The following is a 16,063-nucleotide window of genomic DNA, read 5'->3' as shown; positions in this document are numbered from 1 at the left end:
TGAAACGTTTCGTTCTCTTCGTTATAGTATAACGACAAACTGCACTTTATCTGATTTTTTCAATAATACCATCATACGAGCGGAAAACCCAGCCCGATCAAACCGGAATGAAAGCGAGAAGTCGGACGGGAAAGAGTGTACTCTCTTAAAACCTATCTTAATACGACATCCTTAAAACATGGATTCAGAAGGAGTGAACAACGGATGAGAGAAGCCTGCTTAACATCGGATCACGGAAACATCGGTGTCATGTGGAAGACGGTTTCAGAAGCGTGCAATCTGGCGTGTGATTACTGTTATTACAGCCGATGCGGTGGAAAACCGGGAAAAATCGACCGAATCGACGATGAAGTCCTTGAAAAATTCATCAAGGAATATATGGCGTTAACAAACGGTGTTGCGAAATTTGCCTGGCAGGGAGGCGAACCCTTGCTTGCAGGATTGGACTTTTTCGAAAAAGTGGTCCAATACCAAGCAAAATACGCTTCACCCCATACAATGATCAACAATTCATTGCAAACCAACGGGACGTTAATTGACGACGAATGGGCGCGGTTTTTCAAAAAATACAACTTCTTGGTCGGTGTCAGCCTGGATGGTCCGAAAGAGATCAATGATGCAAGAAGAACAACGGGTTCAGGTGCAGGAAGCTTTGATCGGGTGATGCGCGGGATTCACTATTTACGAAAATATGATGTGGATTTTAACATCCTGACGGTCATCCATGAAAATAATGTAAACCAAGCCAAGCGGTTGATGGATTTTTATCAACAGGAGCGGTTTGCGTTTGTTCAGTTTATCCCCGGTATGGACTTTCTGGCACAGGAGACGGATAAGAAGGGAGCTTATCTGATCACACCGGAGGAATATGGAAATTTTCTCTGTGAAGCATTCGATGTTTGGTACAACGATGGGGACCCGATCACTTCGGTGCGTTTTTTCGATAATATGTTAAATGTTTACGTACACCGGGAGGCGGAATTATGCATTCACCGCAAAACGTGTCCAAAAACATTAATTCTTGAGCAAAACGGTGATGCTTATCCCTGTGATTTTTTCATTCATGACCAATATAAGCTTGGCAATGTGGGAACGGATCCTTTGGAGGATATTTTAAATAACCCGGTTTATAAGGAGTTTCTTCGTCTCAAACCGACTTTGCCCGACCCGTGTCGAAACTGCCGCTATCTTGATCTTTGTCACGGCGGATGCCCGCGTAACCGGACTTGGAGTTTTGGGGAAGACGAAACACAGGTCGATGTGGATTATTTCTGTCAAAGCTATCAACAAATCTACGCATATGCTCATGAACGAATGGAAGTTGTTGCCCAAAACGTGAAAAAACGTTGGTTGCAAGAGTATATCGATACCGGATTAAAGCTGCCAAAGCGGAATGATCCATGTATCTGCGGCAGCGGAAAGAAGTTCAAGAAATGTTGCGAATCGCTGAAACGACCGGGAAAACAGATATAAGTTCGGGACAGGTCACCCTTGATATGAACGGGTACTTTAATCAACCCTCAGGACGGCTCTGCAAAAGAAACCCTGACTCCGGGCCGGCAAGCTGTACGGAAACGGATTCAATCCGTACAGCTTTTTTATGTTTCCAGTCAACCATTACGGTGATCAAAGCCGCTGCACCTGCAACGCCGGAGCACCGTTCAACCAAGCCGATCCCCCAGCTTTTCTGTCGCATCAATTCCGACTTGGCTAAGGGGTCACTCGTCAAACTTTTCGGGACGATAACGGCGCTCCAGTCTGTCCGCCGCCGCATGTCGATCCTGTTTGCGCAGTTTGTCCAGATAACTGTCGAGAGCGAAATCTCCTCTTGTATGGAATGGACCGCCTTCATGGATGACACTCCACATCGGATCCGTCGGGGAATCTGACGTCTTCAACTGCTCGGCTACCCATTCGTCCAGGAGACGCAAACCCTTTGCAAGGATTTCCGGCCGCTCGTCCGCCAGGTTCTTCGTTTCGTGCGGGTCATTTTCCACATCAAACAACATCAGGTCCGGAAACTCTTTCAACCCGTCATGGTACGTGCGGATCAGAATCCAGTTATCAAAACGGACGGCACGTTGACAGCTCCAGGCCGACTGGCTGACGACCAGATACGGACGTCCGGATGATTCACCGTTGGTCAAGGCAGGTAAAAAGCTTTCTCCATCCCATTTTTTGCTTGGCTTACCGCCAACCAGTTCTGTAAAGGTTGGCCCAAAATCGATTTGATAGTGAAAGTCGTCATCGACATGTCCCTGCTTGATTCCGGGACCGGCCACGATGCATGGGATGCGACTCGTGATATGATCGGCCGTTTGGTGATCTCCGTAAACGTTGAGCTCCCCCTGGTTTTCACCGTGATCGGCCGATACAATCACGATCGTATCATCCAGAATGCCCTGTTCTTCCAGCGCATGGAGAATCTCTCCGATATGATCGTCCACATGACGAATGGCGGTGTCGTAGCCGTCAATCCACTTCTTGAAATCTTCACGGCACGCAATTTCTTCCGGAAGTCCCGGCCATTGATCGCCCCTCGGTAAATCCCGCGCGCTCATCGGCCCGTAGCTGTCCCGGTGTCGGGCGATGATCTCCTCTGTCAGCCACTCCGGCGCAGGGTCATTTTCAAACGGATTGCCGTATTCAACAGGTGTTCGGTAAGGGGTATGAGGATCCCAGAAATTCAAGTATAAAAACCAATTTTCTTTTTCGGTTCCCCGTTCTTTAATCCAGCGTAACGCTTCTTTTGACACGTCGCCTGCCGTTTCTCCGGCGTGTTTACCGGTATCATGAACCTCAAGAAACCCCTGCAGGATGTGCCAGGCAGCATGACGACCCGCAAACGGGCTGATCATCGCGGTATGGAAACCTTTAAACCGCAAGGTATCGACCCATGCCTGATGCTCCGTGTGATGATAATTAAACGGACGATCGGCACCGACCGGACGCGGATCCGCTTGCAACCCGCCATGGTTGACAACACCCGTATGGATGCCGAACCGGGAACTGAACAGGGCGGTTCGGGAAGGGGCACATGGTGCATCCGAAGCGTAATAGTTGGTGAAACGGACCCCCCGTTCCGCAAGACTGTCTATATGCGGCGAGGTTTCGCGATGATAGCCATAGCATCCCAAATGATCGGGACGTAAAGAGTCCACATCAATATAAAGTATTTTCAAAAGAACACTTCCTCTCAATCAAAATAATAAATACTTCAAAATAACAGTCTACTCAAAAAACAATTTTCTTACAAGAATCACGTGAAAAATCACAACAAAGAACGGAGATATTCGATGTTCTGCTTCAACAAGACTCGGGGCGGCTGAACACCGCTGAAATCTTCGAAACCGAGATAGCCGTCATATCCGACGGACTTCAAATCCGCCACCACCCGCTTCCAATCCACAATCCCCCCGTCGAGCGGACACCAAGTCGCATGCCAAGTGCTCCCGCCGCACCCCCGTACCCAACACGCATTTTTGACGTGGACATGGGCGAGATAGGGACCGAGTAATTCCATCCCCATCCGGTAATCTTCATACCCCTCATGCACCATGTTTCCGGGATCCAGCAAGACCCCGACACGGTCGGGATCCAAGCCGTTGACCAGCCGGAAAGCCAAACCGACACTGGGAGCGATGGTTCCGTGATGGGTTTCCACCAACCCTTTCACCTTGTATTTTCCGGACAAGGCTTCCACACCGCGGAGATAATCCACCGCTTGTGAAAACAGTTCGTCATACTTCGCACCGCGGCCGTACGGGGGAATACCTATGCGGATCTGTCCGGCTCCCAGTTTTTTGGCCGCCTGCATCACCCGCTCCGTTTTTACCAAATCGCCGGTTGCCAGATACGGGGTGACCCCCACAACCGAAAGACCCCTGTGATGGGTCAATATACGAAACCGGTCAAGCTCGTCGTCGGATGCGCTTTCCCCGATGGAACAGCGATTGTTTCCCCAAAAAGAAGGCGCCTCGTTCGTCGCGCTCTCCGGAACATCTTTCATCCTCCATTCCACCCCGTCATAACCGTATTCCTCCAGGGCAGCCACCAGTTCCTCAGGTGTGAGATCCGGTGTCATGACGGTAAATACGGAGAATTTCATCAGGTTCCCCCCCGTGATGGCTTTTTTCTTCGTACCCTGACGCACCCACCTGAACTGCCACCCCATCTTCATGGTTACGGAGACGCTTTCGATACTGATCGGGGGGGATTCCCACCTGCTCTTTGAATGCCCGGCTAAAGTGGGCCGGATGTTTGAATCCTGCACGATAACTGATTTCCGTAACCGTAAGGTCCGGGTTCAGCAAAAAGGATAACTTGGCATGGTTGACCCTCTTGTTCATCAAATAATTCATAATGGTCACCCCCGTCATTTCCTTGAACACCTTTGCGAGATAAAATTTGCTTAAATGGAGTTCACAGGCAATGCGGTCAAGGTTCAGATCCTCGGAATAATGTTTTTCAATAAAAGAGATGACCTGCTGTGCGATGCATTCCTTTTCAGTGAAACGGTTGTCCCCTTCCTCCAGGATCGAGTATTCTTCAAAGATTTCGATCAGAAGCTGAAGAAACCACACAAAATAACGCGGACGGGCCAAATGGTGCGATGCCGGATCGCATCGGGCCATCTCTTTGAAAAGGGTTTCAACCCTTTGTCGCCTCTTCGTTCCATTCAATCGGAACCGGTGATTTTTCAAATGGCGAAAGGGGAGCAACAAATCAATCATGCCCGGTTGGCTCATGAATCTTTCCACATAGCGGGGGTTGAAATGGATGATGGACCTTACGTATTTGGTGGAGGAATCCGGATTGGGACGGTGAAGCGTCATTCCGTGCATGATGATTAAATCCCCGGGCGACAAATGGTAAATTCGGTCGGCGATCAAGTAGGTGCAGCGTCCCTCGTGAAAATAGTAGATTTCAAAGGCATCATGGGAATGAAAATCGAAATCCTCCTCTTTCATGGATTGATTCATATAAAACAGTTCAATCACTGCTCATCCCCCCTCATCCACTTTCCTCGGTCAAAGGCAAATGGACCTCCCGGCCCGTTTTTACCGATTGGTAGATGGCCAGGATGATTTCCAGGGGTTTCCGCCCCTCTGCTCCGTTGACCGACGGCTCCCTGTCCTCCCGAATCGCCCGTACCACGTCGATGAATTGTTCCCTGTGAGACCGTCCCGGAATGGCTGCCGGATCTGACACCCCCGTTTCATCCGCTGGTTGACCCGCCTCTGCCAGGTTTACGGGTTTTCCCCCTTCCTCTTTCGCCCGAAGATAGAAGTGAGTCAGTCGATCGTTTTCAATAACCGCGCTCCCTTCCGTTCCGAACAATTCCAGACGCGTGGTCATCCCCGGATAAGCGGATGTCGTTCCCGTCATCGTTCCCAGTCCGCCGTTTTTAAACTTCACGGTGGCAACCGCAACATCCTCCACTTCGATCCTCTCGTGGGCCACAGTGGACCCTCTCGCATAAATGCTTTCCACCGGCCCCATGAGATACTGCAATAAATCAATCGTGTGGATCGATTGATTCATCAGGGCTCCTCCGCCGTCCAACTCCCAGGTCCCCCTCCAGGCATCCTTGTCGTAATAGGCTTGGGGGCGGTACCAGTTCACCGCGGCTTCGGCCAACACCAACCGTCCCAAGGAACCCGCCTCAATTTCCCGTTTCACCTGTTGTGTGGCAAGATCGAATCGATGTTGTGAAATGACCGAGAGTTTCTTGCCGGACTTCCTGAAAGCTTCGAGCATGGCATCCGCTTTCTTCAGGGTGATATCCATCGGTTTTTCCACGATCACGTGTTTCCCCGCACGGGCCGCGTCGATGGCCATCGTCCCGTGTAAGCCGCTGGGGGTGCAGATATTGACGATATCGATCTCTTCTCTCTTCAGCAGATCACGATAATCCCGATACCAGTCCACAGCGTACTTTTCCCCGAACGTTCGGGCCTTTTCTTCCACGATATCCGCTACGGCCACGAGACGGACACCCTTTATTTCACGAATTTCCCTGGCGTGTGTGTCACAGATAATACCGGCGCCGATGATCCCGACTCCCATCTCTTCTTTCATCGGATCCTCCTCCTCAGGGTCGTCATTTCCATTCCGTCGATGTTTCTTCCAGGAGCCTTTTCAGTTCACGGGCGGCCACCCGGAAAAGATCCGGACCGCTGAACCCGTCAAACGGCCCCCCCGATGACAGGTGGGGTTCCAGGGAAAGAAACCCCCGATAACCGTTGGAAATAAGCGATTTCAACAGTTCTTTCACTTCACCGTCCCCCTGTCCCGCGGGCACCACCCTTCCTTCATCGAACAAGGCATCCTTGATATGGACGTACTCAATATGATCCCTTAACAGCGGGTAAGCTTCACTCAAGGGTTGCACACCGCACTGAACGAAATTGGCCGGATCCAATACGGCCCGCAGATGGGGAGAGCGACAGGAACGGAGAAGATCGTGACACCGCTTGGCAGTATCGCCGTAGATCTCCTTCTCATTTTCATGAAGAAGAACCACTCCGGCCCGGCCGGCTTTCTCGACCAGGATCCGTATCCTTTCCAAGACTTCCTCCCTGTAATCCTCCGGACTTTCTCCCGCCGGAATGAAAAAAGAAAAAATCCGTATACAGGGAGTATCGAACACCTTGGCGACATGGATCGCCCGTTCGAACAATGCCCGGTGCCTCCCAAAGTCGTCTTTGATCCCCAACTTGCCGATTGGAGTGGCAATGGAAGATATCCGAAATTTGCGATGAATCAGTGTCTCCTTTACGAAGGTTAATTCTTCGTCATCCAAATCCAGTATATTTTTGTTCCAAACCCCGCGAAGCTCGATATGTCGGATTCCTTCCGACTCCAACACGTCCAACTGGGTCTTCAGATCGGGGGAAATTTCGTCTGCCAATGCAGACAAAGTAACCATGGCGTAAACCCTCCCGTTGTGTGAATTATCCACATCATACCCCAACCCGGGGCAAGGATCTTGCCCCGGGTTGCTCCATCGGTTCGCAGATTTAACTCTGGTTGCTCAACACCTGCCCTTCAGCCGGCCTGACCGGACACCGTACCGAAAAACGGCCTCCAACACGGGTTGGAGGCCGCAGCCACATCCTTGTTCAAACCGGACCGGATCTGTTCATCTCCGGACCGTAAAACTTCCTTCCAGCAATCGGCTCATTTCCTCGGTCAATGTTTCCAGGCGGAGATTGAGCTCATTCATCTCCCTGCTTCCTTCATTCAGAAGGCGGGGATCTTTTTTCTCCAGCCCTTCCAACCCTTTTTCGGAAGCGTGGAGATAACCTTCAAAAATGTCGGCCAGTTCCCGATGAAGCCGCTTCAGTTCCGGGTCCCCCTCCCCCACTTGGAGCGCTTTCACCTCCTTCACCGTTTGTTCCATTCCTTCGACGCTGTCCCGGACCCATTGTTCCCCTTTTTGAAAATTTCCTTCACTCGCCGCCAACATTCCATCGGAATATTGGTACAGGTGATCCGACATGTCCAGGGAATAGTCGGCAATCCGGTTTCCGTATTCCGACCTGGAGGTGATCGCATCGGAGGGTTCTTCCCGTGGCCGGGGTTCCGATTTCGGCGCCGGTTCCTGAGCGGGCGGCGGTTCTTTTTCCGCTTCCGCGGGCACTTCTTTCGTTTCCTCGATCCACAGGCTGCAACCGGTCAGGCTCAGGACCGCAATCCCGGCCAACAGAAACAGAAAAACCCCCGTTTTTTTGAACATCATCGCTTCCCCTCTTCCCTCATGGTCCGGACCGGGATCCGTCCCGCGCTGCAGGGTCGTCTTCCGGTCCGTATGACAGTGAAAAAAAGCTCCTCTACTTTATGTGGGAGAAAAAGGGAAGGTGACCTCACCGGAAGGAAAAAGGAGAACCTCCGCGGGTGACGAATGACTGAGAGGACGATCCCAAAAAAAAGAGGCCCACAGGCCGTTTCAACCGAAGGGAAGCCCGCTGTTGCGGATCGCTTCCCGTTGATCATCCGGATTTTCTTTTTTTGCCCGGGTATCAGGAAAAGCCCAGCGGGACAGAAGTTTCTTGACCAGTTGACTGAAGTCGTCGGCTTCCCGGTCCACTCGTTCCAATAGGGTCCGGTCGTCGGGGTCGGCCATGTCGAAGGTGACCCCCCGGATTTTTTTCAGCCCCATCAGGTCATGGCCCTTCCAATTTCATAATAACCCTTCACATTGGCCATCTGGGGATCCTCCACGGCGAAAGCATAGTGGAAATGATCCTGGAGGAAGGGTTCCAACTTGCGGGCCATTCCTCCGACCAGCATCACCACATCCCGGCTGCTCCAGGTTTTGGAGACAGTACCGGCGATCAGATCGGCCATTTCTTTGATGTTGGATACTTTCACCGTCTCCCAGCCGATGGGCAGCGTCCCCGATTCCCGGTCAATGAACACTTTGTCCCGAAAGGTGGCGTAGTTGGTCGTCTTGGCCCCGATATCGATAATGCGGACCAGCCCCATCCGGGGCGCGGAAAAGAAGGCACCGCCTCCTTCAATGGTGGTGAACACTTTTTCCACGTAAAAGGAACGCTCCATCCCGTTCAACTTCACCCGGTGCGGTCCTTCCAACAGACGCTTGACCGCTTTCTGCTCCACATCGGTGAAGTTGTCGATGGGAAGACCGGTGATCAGGGTGATGCTCCCCCGGGCCCCGGCCAAGTGGAGGGCGGTCATGGTCAGAACGAGCGTCTCCTCCACGGCTTTGGAATCCTGCATCGCCTGCCGGGTAAATTCCCCTTCCCGCTCTGCCAGTTTTCCCACAAACCACTTCCGCCCCTGATATTCCAACTCGATATCCCCTGCCAGTTCCTGCCGGTAATTCCGCTTTCGCCAACTGCTCACCTTGCTGGGAAAGAGAAAGGACTTTCCTTCCGTGATCACTTTGACGCAACTCCGTCCGCAATCCACCGCGATGATCATCCGCATCCCTCCGAGACCATATATACGCAAAGGATTAATCCTTTATTAAGACATACGAGGGGATCCCGGACCTCATACTTAAAATCGCCAGTTTCGTTTGAATCCTTCCCTTGGATGACGTTATAATACGAAGGTGAGTGTCAGCCCAAGAACCGTCCGTACCCATCTGACAGACCAGGAGAGAGAGGTTTTTCCCAGTGAATAAGCAACAAATGAAGCGGCTTGTCGGCCGTGTGATCGGATGGTTTCTCGTCCTGTTGGGGATCATCGGTATGATCTTTCCCGTCCTCCACGGAGTGATCTTCTTCCTGGCGGGCCTTTTGATTCTGTCGAAGACATCCCCCTGGGCAAAAAATCTCCTCCAAAAATTGGAATCGCGCTTTCCCAAAGTGGCCAAGCAAATGGATAAATTGAGAGAACATCCGAAACTGAAACGGATCATCCCCTGACTCTCCAAGCTCCCGGAAGGGAGTTTTCCTTTTTTCACCCAGATAATAAAGGACTGCCCTCCAATGAGAAAAGCCTCTTCCCCGGGGGCTTCCCGCAAGAAAGAGGCTTTACGGTTCCCTTCACTTCACCCGGGCGACGGCCAGACCGTCACCCACGGTCAGGATGGTGACATCCAGCCGGTCGTCCGCCTCCAGGAGGCGGTGGGTCTCCCGGATCGCTTCCACCGGGGCCTCCCGGTTTTCGGATTCGAAAATGCGGTCATGGAAAAACAGGTTGTCCAGCGTGATGACCGCACCCGGACCTCCCAGGCGGATCGCTTGTTCCAGGTAGAAGGGGTATCCTTCTTTGTCCGCGTCAATAAAGAAGAAATCGAAGCGGTGCCCTTCCCGCTCCAGCGTTTCGAGGCTCTTTCGCGCATCTCCCAGCCGGTAGCTCACCCGGTCCGACAAACCGGCTTTCCGGACGTTTTCTTCGGCAAAAGCCACATGGTCAGGGTTAATCTCCAGAGAGAGAACCCTTCCATCCGGGGGCAGGCCCCGGGCCATCCAGATGGCACTGGTACCACCCAGACCGCCGATCTCCAGCACGCGCCGGGCTCCGGAAATCCCGACCAGTATCTGAAGGGCTTTTCCCGTTTCCGGGGGGACGCCGATCCGGGGCATTCCCCGTTCCTCCAAACCCTTTGGGATGGAACGGAGCACTTCATCTTCCCGTGCAAATCGCTCCCTTACATATTCCTCCCGATTCATCGCAACCTCCTTCCTTTTTCAGACCTGGTAGGCAGGCGGTTCCGCGCCGCACATCCGCAGATAGACGATCAGTTGTCCCCGGTGGTGGATTTCGTGTCCCACCAGCTTTCGAAGCAGAGTCTTTTTCGGAATCGGTTGATCCGAAAGCGGGGTCTTTACCAACTCTTCCAGGTCCTCCATCCCTTCGATCCATTTCCAGTGGCGTTCAGAGGCGGATGGATACGCCGCTTTGACCGACGGAAGGTCGGGATGGTTTTCAGCGGTAAATTCGCTCCGCTGTTCCCAGTCGTTCTCCAGGATCCCCCGGAGAAACCACTCCTCTGCGTACAGAATGTGCAACAGTTGTTCCCGAAAGCTCATCATGCCATCCGCCGGCCGAAAATCCGCCCGGTCCTCCGGCATCGCCTCCATGACATTGCGGGTGTAGGCCCGGGACCGCTTCCAGTCGTTCAGATATTCCTCTTTCGTCAAAGGGGTCACTTCCTTTCTTGGGTACACCGGATACCCAAGAGTACCATTCGTTCCCCGCCGCCTTGATTCCTCCCGAATGAAGGCCCATCCATAAAAAATGACCGCGGCAACTTTTGCTGCCGCGGCCGTTCACTGTGGAGCGGATGACGGGAATCGAACCCGCGTTACCAGCTTGGGAAGCTGGTGTTCTACCATTGAACTACATCCGCACATTCCATGTCCTTTCCTTCAGTGACAATTGATATTATAGCATGGTCGGACCCTGATGGCAAGCTCTTTTTCAAAGCCGAAGGTTGGTTGTCCGGACCCCCTGCACAAGGTAGAATGAGAACCAAAGCCTTAGGACAACGGCCCTCCCTCAGAACACATTCGGTTCATCATTGCAATCTCAGGAAAGGTGGCACCGGCAATGGATGAAAAACACTATGTACTCGGAACCGCTGGCCACATCGACCATGGAAAAACTCGGTTGACCCGGGCGTTAACCGGCGTGGACACGGACCGTTTGCAGGAAGAGAAGGAGCGGAACATCTCCATCGAACCGGGGTTTGCCCCTTTGACGCTGCCTTCCGGCCGTCGGTTGTCCATCGTGGACGTCCCCGGCCATGAACGGTTTATCCGTCAGATGGTCTCGGGGGTGACGGGGATTGATTTCGTCCTGCTGGTGGTTGCTGCAGATGACGGGGTGATGCCCCAGACACGGGAACACTTGTCCATCCTGAATCTCTTGGGAATCCGGGAGGGCCTGATCGTGCTCAGCAAGATCGACCGGGCGGATCCGGAACTCCTCCCGATCATTGAAGAAGATGTGCGGGACACCGCCAAGGGCACGTTTTTGGAGAACGCTCCCCTCATCCGGACTTCGGCCGTCACCGGTGAGGGAATCCAAGAGATCCTCGATACCTTGGATCAGAAGCTCCCGCACTTGGAAGAACGAAAAAGCGACGCCCCCTTCCGGCTTCCCGTCGACCGCGCTTTCACCGTGAAAGGAGCGGGAGCCGTGGTTACGGGAACGGTTCAGTCCGGTTCCGTCACTCCCGGCACGGATCTTCTGGTCCAGCCGGAGGGATTCCCGGTCAAAGTCCGGCAAATCCAGGTTCACGGTCAAACGGTTCCCATCGCACAAGCCGGCCAGCGGGCCGCATTGAACTTGTCGGGAATCGATCACCGGAACCTGGCCAGGGGACAGACCATCATTAAACCCGAAGCCTGGAATCCGACCTGGCGGATGGACATCCGGGCCATTTCGCTTCATGACTTGTCCTTCTCTGTCCGGCAACGGAGCCGGGTAAAGGTGTTGATCGGAACCGCCGAGGTTTTCGCCGATCTGATTTTTTATGACCGCAAGGAATGGAAACCCGGGGAAGAAGTCTACGCCAGCCTGATTCTGGAAGAACCCGTGGTGGCCGGCCGGGGGGACCGGTTTATTCTGCGGCGCCCCACGCCCGCCACCACCCTCGGCGGCGGGGAGGTGGTGGAGCCCCGGGCTCCCAAGCGGAAAATTCGCTCCTCTGCCGCGGAAACCATTCGTCAATTGCATTTTTCCCCTTTGCCTCAGCGGATTCTGGAAATGTTGAAGCATGCGCTTCTTCTGGATGCCGTGGACATTGCCCGATCGGCCGGGGAATCGGTCGATGCCGTCTCCACGGAATTGGAAGCATTGAACCGGGAGGGCTCGGCTCTAAAACTGGGGGACCGTTATGCCTCAGCCGAGGCATTGGGTGTGTTGGAGAAACAGTTGAAAGATGGGTTAAAAGAATATCATGAAAACCACCCCATGTACGACGGGATCCCAAAAGCGGAATGGGCTTCCCGGTTTTTGCCTTCCCTCAGCTCCAAAGACGCGAACACGCTGTTGGAACATTGGGAAGAAGCAGGATGGATCCACCTCAAGGGAGACTCGGTCGCCCTCGCTTCCTTTGTCCCTTCTCTTCCGAAACGACTGAAGCCAAAAGCGCAATCGCTCCTGGAACGTCTGCGACGCGAGGGGCTGTCGCCGTCGGAATGGTCCCTTTTGTCAGCGGAGGCCGATCTCGATCCGGAAGAAGGAGAAGATCTTCGCGGCTACCTCATCCGACAGAAAAAGCTGGTGCCGCTGACGGCAGACCTCCTGATTCACCGGGATTCCTTCGACGGGGCTGCGGCCGCTGTAAAAAGGATCATTCACCAAAATGGAACACTCACCATGCAACAGGCCAAAAAAGAGTTCAGTCTCTCCCGAAAGTATCTGATCCCTCTGTTGGAACGGATGGACCAGGAAGGGATCACGCGCCGAAAAGGTAATGAGCGGGTGCTGACGAAATCCTGAAGAGGAAAAGGCTTCCAACATCGGAAGCCTTTCTGGATCAAAAACCTGCGATTGGTGCCAGAAACGCTGTCAAAATAACGGAAACCGCACCCAGGCCCACGGCCCACCAGCCGAGACGGCTGCCGCGACGGCCGCTGATCACTCCCAGTACAATTCCGGCGGAGCCCAGCAAAAAGGGGACGAAGAAAAAAGATAAGACCGACAGGATGATACTGATGGCCCCCAAGCCGTTTCCTTCGTCACGGGTTTCCCCATCGGCATCCTCTTCCTTCCGTTCCCTGCGGATGGGCTCGGCCACGGGAGAAACTTCGGCGGCGGCTTCCACGTCTCCTCTTCCCTCAACCGGTCACCCCGGTGCTTTTGCCGGATTTCTTCCCCTCTGTCCACATCGTCGGCTTTCATGGCCCCCTGGAATTCAACGGCATCTGTGGGATTGGGACCGGGGGTGACGCCCACCTGGTCGAAGGACCCGAGAGCTTCCAATTCGCGACCGAACTCGACTTCATTTTCAAGCTCCCGGGTAAATTCCACATCATCGGCGGCTCCCGGCTCCGGAGTAAATTTCACTTCATCGGCGGCGAAATCGGGAACGTCTCCTCCCTTGAACTCAATATCATCCGCCGCTCCCGGTTCCCGGGCAAACTCGACCTCGTCAGCGGATCGATTGATTTTCCGCTTTTTACGACGTTTATTTTTATGCTTACTCATATTCAACCCTCCCCTCTTCGGGCTTATCCATAGTATGCGACCGGCCGGCGGAGGGTATTTTGGCAGTTTATTCAACATCTACTCCCTCCGGTCTAAATTACCCTTCAAACGGTGTTCCCCGGGGAGCAGACGTGCTAAGATGAAAAAGTCGATTCGACTCGGGGGAGGCACGGACATCATGATTTCACAATGGGTGGAAGCAACGATTGAATGGTTTCAATCCTACGGCACCTGGGGACTGGCTCTCTTTTCCTTTACGGAATCCTCTTTTTTTCCGATTCCGCCGGACGTTCTTCTGATCCCGATGGGAATTGCACAGCCGGAACTGGCTTGGTGGTACGCCTTGATCACCACACTGGCTTCGGTCGCCGGAGCACTTTTGGGGCGGTGGATCGGCAAAAAACTGGGGCGTCCGGTTATGCTCCGTTTTTTCAAACAGGAAAACGTGGAAAAAGTGGAGGATTATTTTGATCGGTATGGCGGATTTTCCCTGGCCATAGCCGGATTCACTCCCATCCCGTACAAAGTTTTCACCATTGCTTCCGGCTTATGCAACGTCCGGATCCGGGAAGTCATCCTTTGGTCGTTGTTGGGAAGGGGCGGACGTTTTTTTTTGGAGGCCCTGATCATCGTTATTTTGGGGAAAGCCGCCGGTGCTTTCATCGAACGGTATTTTGGCGCACTCACCGTATCCGTCGTGGCGGTGGCACTTCTGGCCGCTTTGATCTGGCATCTCGTCAAACGAAAAAAGCGGAATTGAAAAAGCACCCGGCCTGGTGAGCCGGGTGCTTTCAGGTGGGAGTCAACCCTGAATTTCGGTGAAACGATAGTCATTCGGTCCGACCGTGTGCCGCAGCACGTTTTTCACTTCAGGCTGTTGCAACACGATGGTGTTGTAATAGTAAATCGGGAACAGAGGCATTTCTTCAAACAGGCGCTCTTCCGCTTTGTGAAGAACCTCCATTCGCTTGTCTTCATCCGTTTCATTACGGGCCTGGGAAAGGAGCTTATCATACTCCTTGTCGCTCCAACCGGTCCGGTTCATCGGGTGATCGGTCTGGAAGCTTTCCAGATAATTGTACGGGTCGTTGTAATCCGGCAGGAAGCTGGAACGGGAGACGATGTAGTTGCCGCTCTTCTGGTCGTCGAAATAAGTTTTCACTTCCCGGGCCTGCAGTTTCACTTTGACGCCCAGATGTTTCCGCCACATATCCTGGATGGTCTCCGCCACTTTTTTATGCGTATCGTCTTTATTGTAAAGGATGCTGATTTCCGGAAGATTGTCCCAGCCTTCTTCCTTCATTCCTTCTTCCAGCAGCTTTTTGGCTTCGTCCAACTGAGCGTCTTCGATATAGGTCTCCCCGTTTTCCCGGAAGTCCCCCGCTTCGGTTTGGGTTCCCGGAGCCACGTAGGCATAGGCGGGTTTTTGTTTCCCTTGGATCACATGATCCACGATGGTCTTCCGGTCAACCGCCAAAGCGAGAGCTTTTCGGATTTTTTTATTGGTAAAAGGTTCTTTCTCCGTGTTGAAACGGTAAAACTCAAGTCCTGACCCGTCCATCACTTTGGCTTCCCCGCTTTCGATCACCTTGCCCTGAAGATCCGGGGGAGCCACGCCCAAGTGCAGGTTTCCCTGCTTGTACATCTGATATGCCGTGGTGGCATCGGCGATCATGGACCATTGGACACCCGGGAGCTTCACCTTGTCGGCATCCTGGTAGTGTTCATTTTTCACGGCCACGATTTTTTCATCATGTTTCCAGCTCTTCATCTTGAAGGGGCCGTTGGAAACGTAGTTCTTGTCGTCGCCGAAGGGATTCTCTTGGCCCTCCACCCCTTTTTTATAAACCGGAGCGAAGGGAGTATACGCCGTCAACTGCTCGAAAAAGGGAGTCGGTTGTTCCAGTTCCACCACCAAAGTGTGATCGTCCTTCGCCTTTACGCCAACCTCGTCGGCACTCGCTTTGCCGGCGTTGTACTTTTCCGCATTCTTGATAAAAAACATGAGGAATGAAGCACTGGAGGCGGTTTTCGGATCCATGACCCGTTTCCAGGCATATTCAAAATCATGGGCCGTCACCGGTTCTCCGTTGGACCATTTGGCCTCGTCCCGGAGCGTGAAGGTATATGTAAGGCCATCCTCCGATTTGTCAATCTTTTCGGCCACCGCGGGTTGGGCCTGATGGTTTTTGTCCAGGCGCGTCAACCCCTCAAACAGGTTGTTCACCACTTCCATCGAGTCGCTGTCAAAGGCCAGAGCGGGGTCGATTGAGGTGGGTTCCCCGTTGGACAGATTCAGCTTTAACGTCGGACTTTTGGCTGTGTCGGCATCCGGTTGCTCCTCACCCCCGCAACCCGCCAGAAACACGTTGACAGCCAGCAATACGGCCAAAAGACCCATCCAAGATCTTTTCATCTTCCATGCCCC

16 protein-coding genes and 1 tRNA gene are annotated in these 16,063 nt (G+C 53.2%); 4 read left to right on the top strand and 13 right to left on the bottom strand.

The annotated features are described in order from the left end of the window. The first annotated feature begins 204 nt into the window (after nt 1-204). On the top strand, nt 205-1,473 hold the full coding sequence (locus C8P63_RS00880) for an anaerobic sulfatase maturase (protein WP_108021437.1): 1,269 nt from the start codon (nt 205-207) through the stop codon (nt 1,471-1,473). A 245-nt stretch (nt 1,474-1,718) separates the two neighbouring features. Here C8P63_RS00880 and C8P63_RS00875 read toward each other — a convergent pair whose 3' ends face one another. The 8 genes from C8P63_RS00875 to C8P63_RS00840 form a co-directional block, all read right to left on the bottom strand. Then, nucleotides 1,719-3,182, bottom strand: a complete 1,464-nt coding sequence (locus tag C8P63_RS00875; protein ID WP_108021436.1) for a sulfatase family protein — start codon at nt 3,180-3,182, stop codon at nt 1,719-1,721. Nucleotides 3,183-3,271: 89 nt separating this feature from the next. Beyond that, entirely contained in the window at nt 3,272-4,108 is an 837-nt protein-coding gene (locus tag C8P63_RS00870) for a sugar phosphate isomerase/epimerase family protein (RefSeq protein WP_108021435.1), read from the bottom strand. Continuing rightward, nucleotides 4,062-5,000: a helix-turn-helix transcriptional regulator gene (locus tag C8P63_RS00865; RefSeq protein ID WP_108021434.1), complete on the bottom strand. Its 939-nt coding sequence runs from the start codon at nt 4,998-5,000 to the stop codon at nt 4,062-4,064. The genes C8P63_RS00870 and C8P63_RS00865 overlap by 47 nt, the downstream gene beginning before the upstream one ends. 13 nt (nt 5,001-5,013) lie before the next feature. Next, a complete protein-coding gene (locus C8P63_RS00860) occupies nt 5,014-6,081 on the bottom strand; it encodes a Gfo/Idh/MocA family protein (protein WP_211308216.1) in 1,068 nt (355 codons plus the stop codon). Nucleotides 6,082-6,103: 22 nt separating this feature from the next. Next, nucleotides 6,104-6,931: a sugar phosphate isomerase/epimerase family protein gene (locus C8P63_RS00855; RefSeq protein WP_108021433.1), complete on the bottom strand. Its 828-nt coding sequence runs from the start codon at nt 6,929-6,931 to the stop codon at nt 6,104-6,106. Between the two features lie 213 nt (nt 6,932-7,144). Continuing rightward, nucleotides 7,145-7,744: a hypothetical protein gene (locus C8P63_RS00850; RefSeq protein WP_108021432.1), complete on the bottom strand. Its 600-nt coding sequence runs from the start codon at nt 7,742-7,744 to the stop codon at nt 7,145-7,147. Nucleotides 7,745-7,951: 207 nt separating this feature from the next. Beyond that, the gene (locus C8P63_RS00845; protein ID WP_108021431.1) at nt 7,952-8,164 is read right to left on the bottom strand and encodes a hypothetical protein; all 213 of its coding nucleotides are present in this window, start codon (nt 8,162-8,164) and stop codon (nt 7,952-7,954) included. Then, complete coding sequence (locus C8P63_RS00840; RefSeq protein ID WP_108021430.1) at nt 8,164-8,949, bottom strand: ParM/StbA family protein; 786 nt, start codon at nt 8,947-8,949, stop codon at nt 8,164-8,166. Before C8P63_RS00840 ends, C8P63_RS00845 begins: the two co-directional genes overlap by 1 nt. Nucleotides 8,950-9,146: 197 nt before the next feature. Here C8P63_RS00840 and C8P63_RS00835 point away from each other — a divergent pair, with 197 nt between their 5' ends. Further along, nucleotides 9,147-9,398, top strand: a complete 252-nt coding sequence (locus C8P63_RS00835; protein ID WP_146172075.1) for a PGPGW domain-containing protein — start codon at nt 9,147-9,149, stop codon at nt 9,396-9,398. 120 nt (nt 9,399-9,518) lie between these two features. Here the strand turns inward: C8P63_RS00835 and C8P63_RS00830 are convergent, their stop codons facing one another. From C8P63_RS00830 to C8P63_RS00820, 3 genes are all read right to left on the bottom strand, one after another. Then, nucleotides 9,519-10,148: an O-methyltransferase gene (locus C8P63_RS00830; protein WP_108021428.1), complete on the bottom strand. Its 630-nt coding sequence runs from the start codon at nt 10,146-10,148 to the stop codon at nt 9,519-9,521. Between the two features lie 18 nt (nt 10,149-10,166). Next, nucleotides 10,167-10,619 (bottom strand): DinB family protein, encoded by a 453-nt coding sequence (locus tag C8P63_RS00825; protein ID WP_170109416.1) that lies wholly within the window; start codon nt 10,617-10,619, stop codon nt 10,167-10,169. Between the two features lie 135 nt (nt 10,620-10,754). Beyond that, nucleotides 10,755-10,828: transfer RNA gene (locus tag C8P63_RS00820), tRNA-Gly, on the bottom strand. A gap of 200 nt (nt 10,829-11,028) precedes the next feature. Between C8P63_RS00820 and selB the strand changes: the two genes are divergently transcribed. Then, on the top strand, nt 11,029-12,927 hold the full coding sequence (selB, locus tag C8P63_RS00815; protein ID WP_108021426.1) for a selenocysteine-specific translation elongation factor: 1,899 nt from the start codon (nt 11,029-11,031) through the stop codon (nt 12,925-12,927). A 138-nt stretch (nt 12,928-13,065) separates the two neighbouring features. On the opposite strand, the gene C8P63_RS00810 is transcribed toward selB, so the two are convergent. Beyond that, nucleotides 13,066-13,635: a hypothetical protein gene (locus tag C8P63_RS00810; RefSeq protein ID WP_108021425.1), complete on the bottom strand. Its 570-nt coding sequence runs from the start codon at nt 13,633-13,635 to the stop codon at nt 13,066-13,068. 178 nt (nt 13,636-13,813) lie between these two features. Between C8P63_RS00810 and C8P63_RS00805 the strand changes: the two genes are divergently transcribed. After that, a complete protein-coding gene (locus tag C8P63_RS00805; RefSeq protein ID WP_211308215.1) occupies nt 13,814-14,395 on the top strand; it encodes a YqaA family protein in 582 nt (193 codons plus the stop codon). A 42-nt stretch (nt 14,396-14,437) separates the two neighbouring features. On the opposite strand, the gene C8P63_RS00800 is transcribed toward C8P63_RS00805, so the two are convergent. Further along, a complete protein-coding gene (locus C8P63_RS00800; RefSeq protein WP_108021424.1) occupies nt 14,438-16,051 on the bottom strand; it encodes a peptide ABC transporter substrate-binding protein in 1,614 nt (537 codons plus the stop codon). Nucleotides 16,052-16,063: the final 12 nt, after the last annotated feature.

Source organism: Melghirimyces profundicolus (assembly GCF_003054245.1).
Classification (GTDB): domain Bacteria; phylum Bacillota; class Bacilli; order Thermoactinomycetales; family DSM-45169; genus Melghirimyces; species Melghirimyces profundicolus.
Note: the sequence above shows the minus strand (reverse complement) of the source record. Positions and strands in the feature narration are given on the sequence as shown.

Bases quoted from the DNA above. Each gene is read 5' to 3' on its own strand.
- C8P63_RS00880 (WP_108021437.1), top strand. From the start codon at position 205: ATGAGAGAAGCCTGCTTAACATCGGATCACGGAAACATCGGTGTCATG.
- C8P63_RS00870 (WP_108021435.1), bottom strand. From the start codon at position 4,108: ATGAAATTCTCCGTATTTACCGTCATGACACCGGATCTCACACCTGAG.
- C8P63_RS00860 (WP_211308216.1), bottom strand. From the start codon at position 6,081: ATGAAAGAAGAGATGGGAGTCGGGATCATCGGCGCCGGTATTATCTGT.
- C8P63_RS00855 (WP_108021433.1), bottom strand. From the start codon at position 6,931: ATGGTTACTTTGTCTGCATTGGCAGACGAAATTTCCCCCGATCTGAAG.
- C8P63_RS00850 (WP_108021432.1), bottom strand. From the start codon at position 7,744: ATGATGTTCAAAAAAACGGGGGTTTTTCTGTTTCTGTTGGCCGGGATT.
- C8P63_RS00845 (WP_108021431.1), bottom strand. From the start codon at position 8,164: ATGGGGCTGAAAAAAATCCGGGGGGTCACCTTCGACATGGCCGACCCC.
- C8P63_RS00840 (WP_108021430.1), bottom strand. From the start codon at position 8,949: ATGATCATCGCGGTGGATTGCGGACGGAGTTGCGTCAAAGTGATCACG.
- C8P63_RS00830 (WP_108021428.1), bottom strand. From the start codon at position 10,148: ATGAATCGGGAGGAATATGTAAGGGAGCGATTTGCACGGGAAGATGAA.
- selB (WP_108021426.1), top strand. From the start codon at position 11,029: ATGGATGAAAAACACTATGTACTCGGAACCGCTGGCCACATCGACCAT.
- C8P63_RS00810 (WP_108021425.1), bottom strand. From the start codon at position 13,635: ATGAGTAAGCATAAAAATAAACGTCGTAAAAAGCGGAAAATCAATCGA.
- C8P63_RS00805 (WP_211308215.1), top strand. From the start codon at position 13,814: ATGATTTCACAATGGGTGGAAGCAACGATTGAATGGTTTCAATCCTAC.
- C8P63_RS00800 (WP_108021424.1), bottom strand. From the start codon at position 16,051: ATGAAAAGATCTTGGATGGGTCTTTTGGCCGTATTGCTGGCTGTCAAC.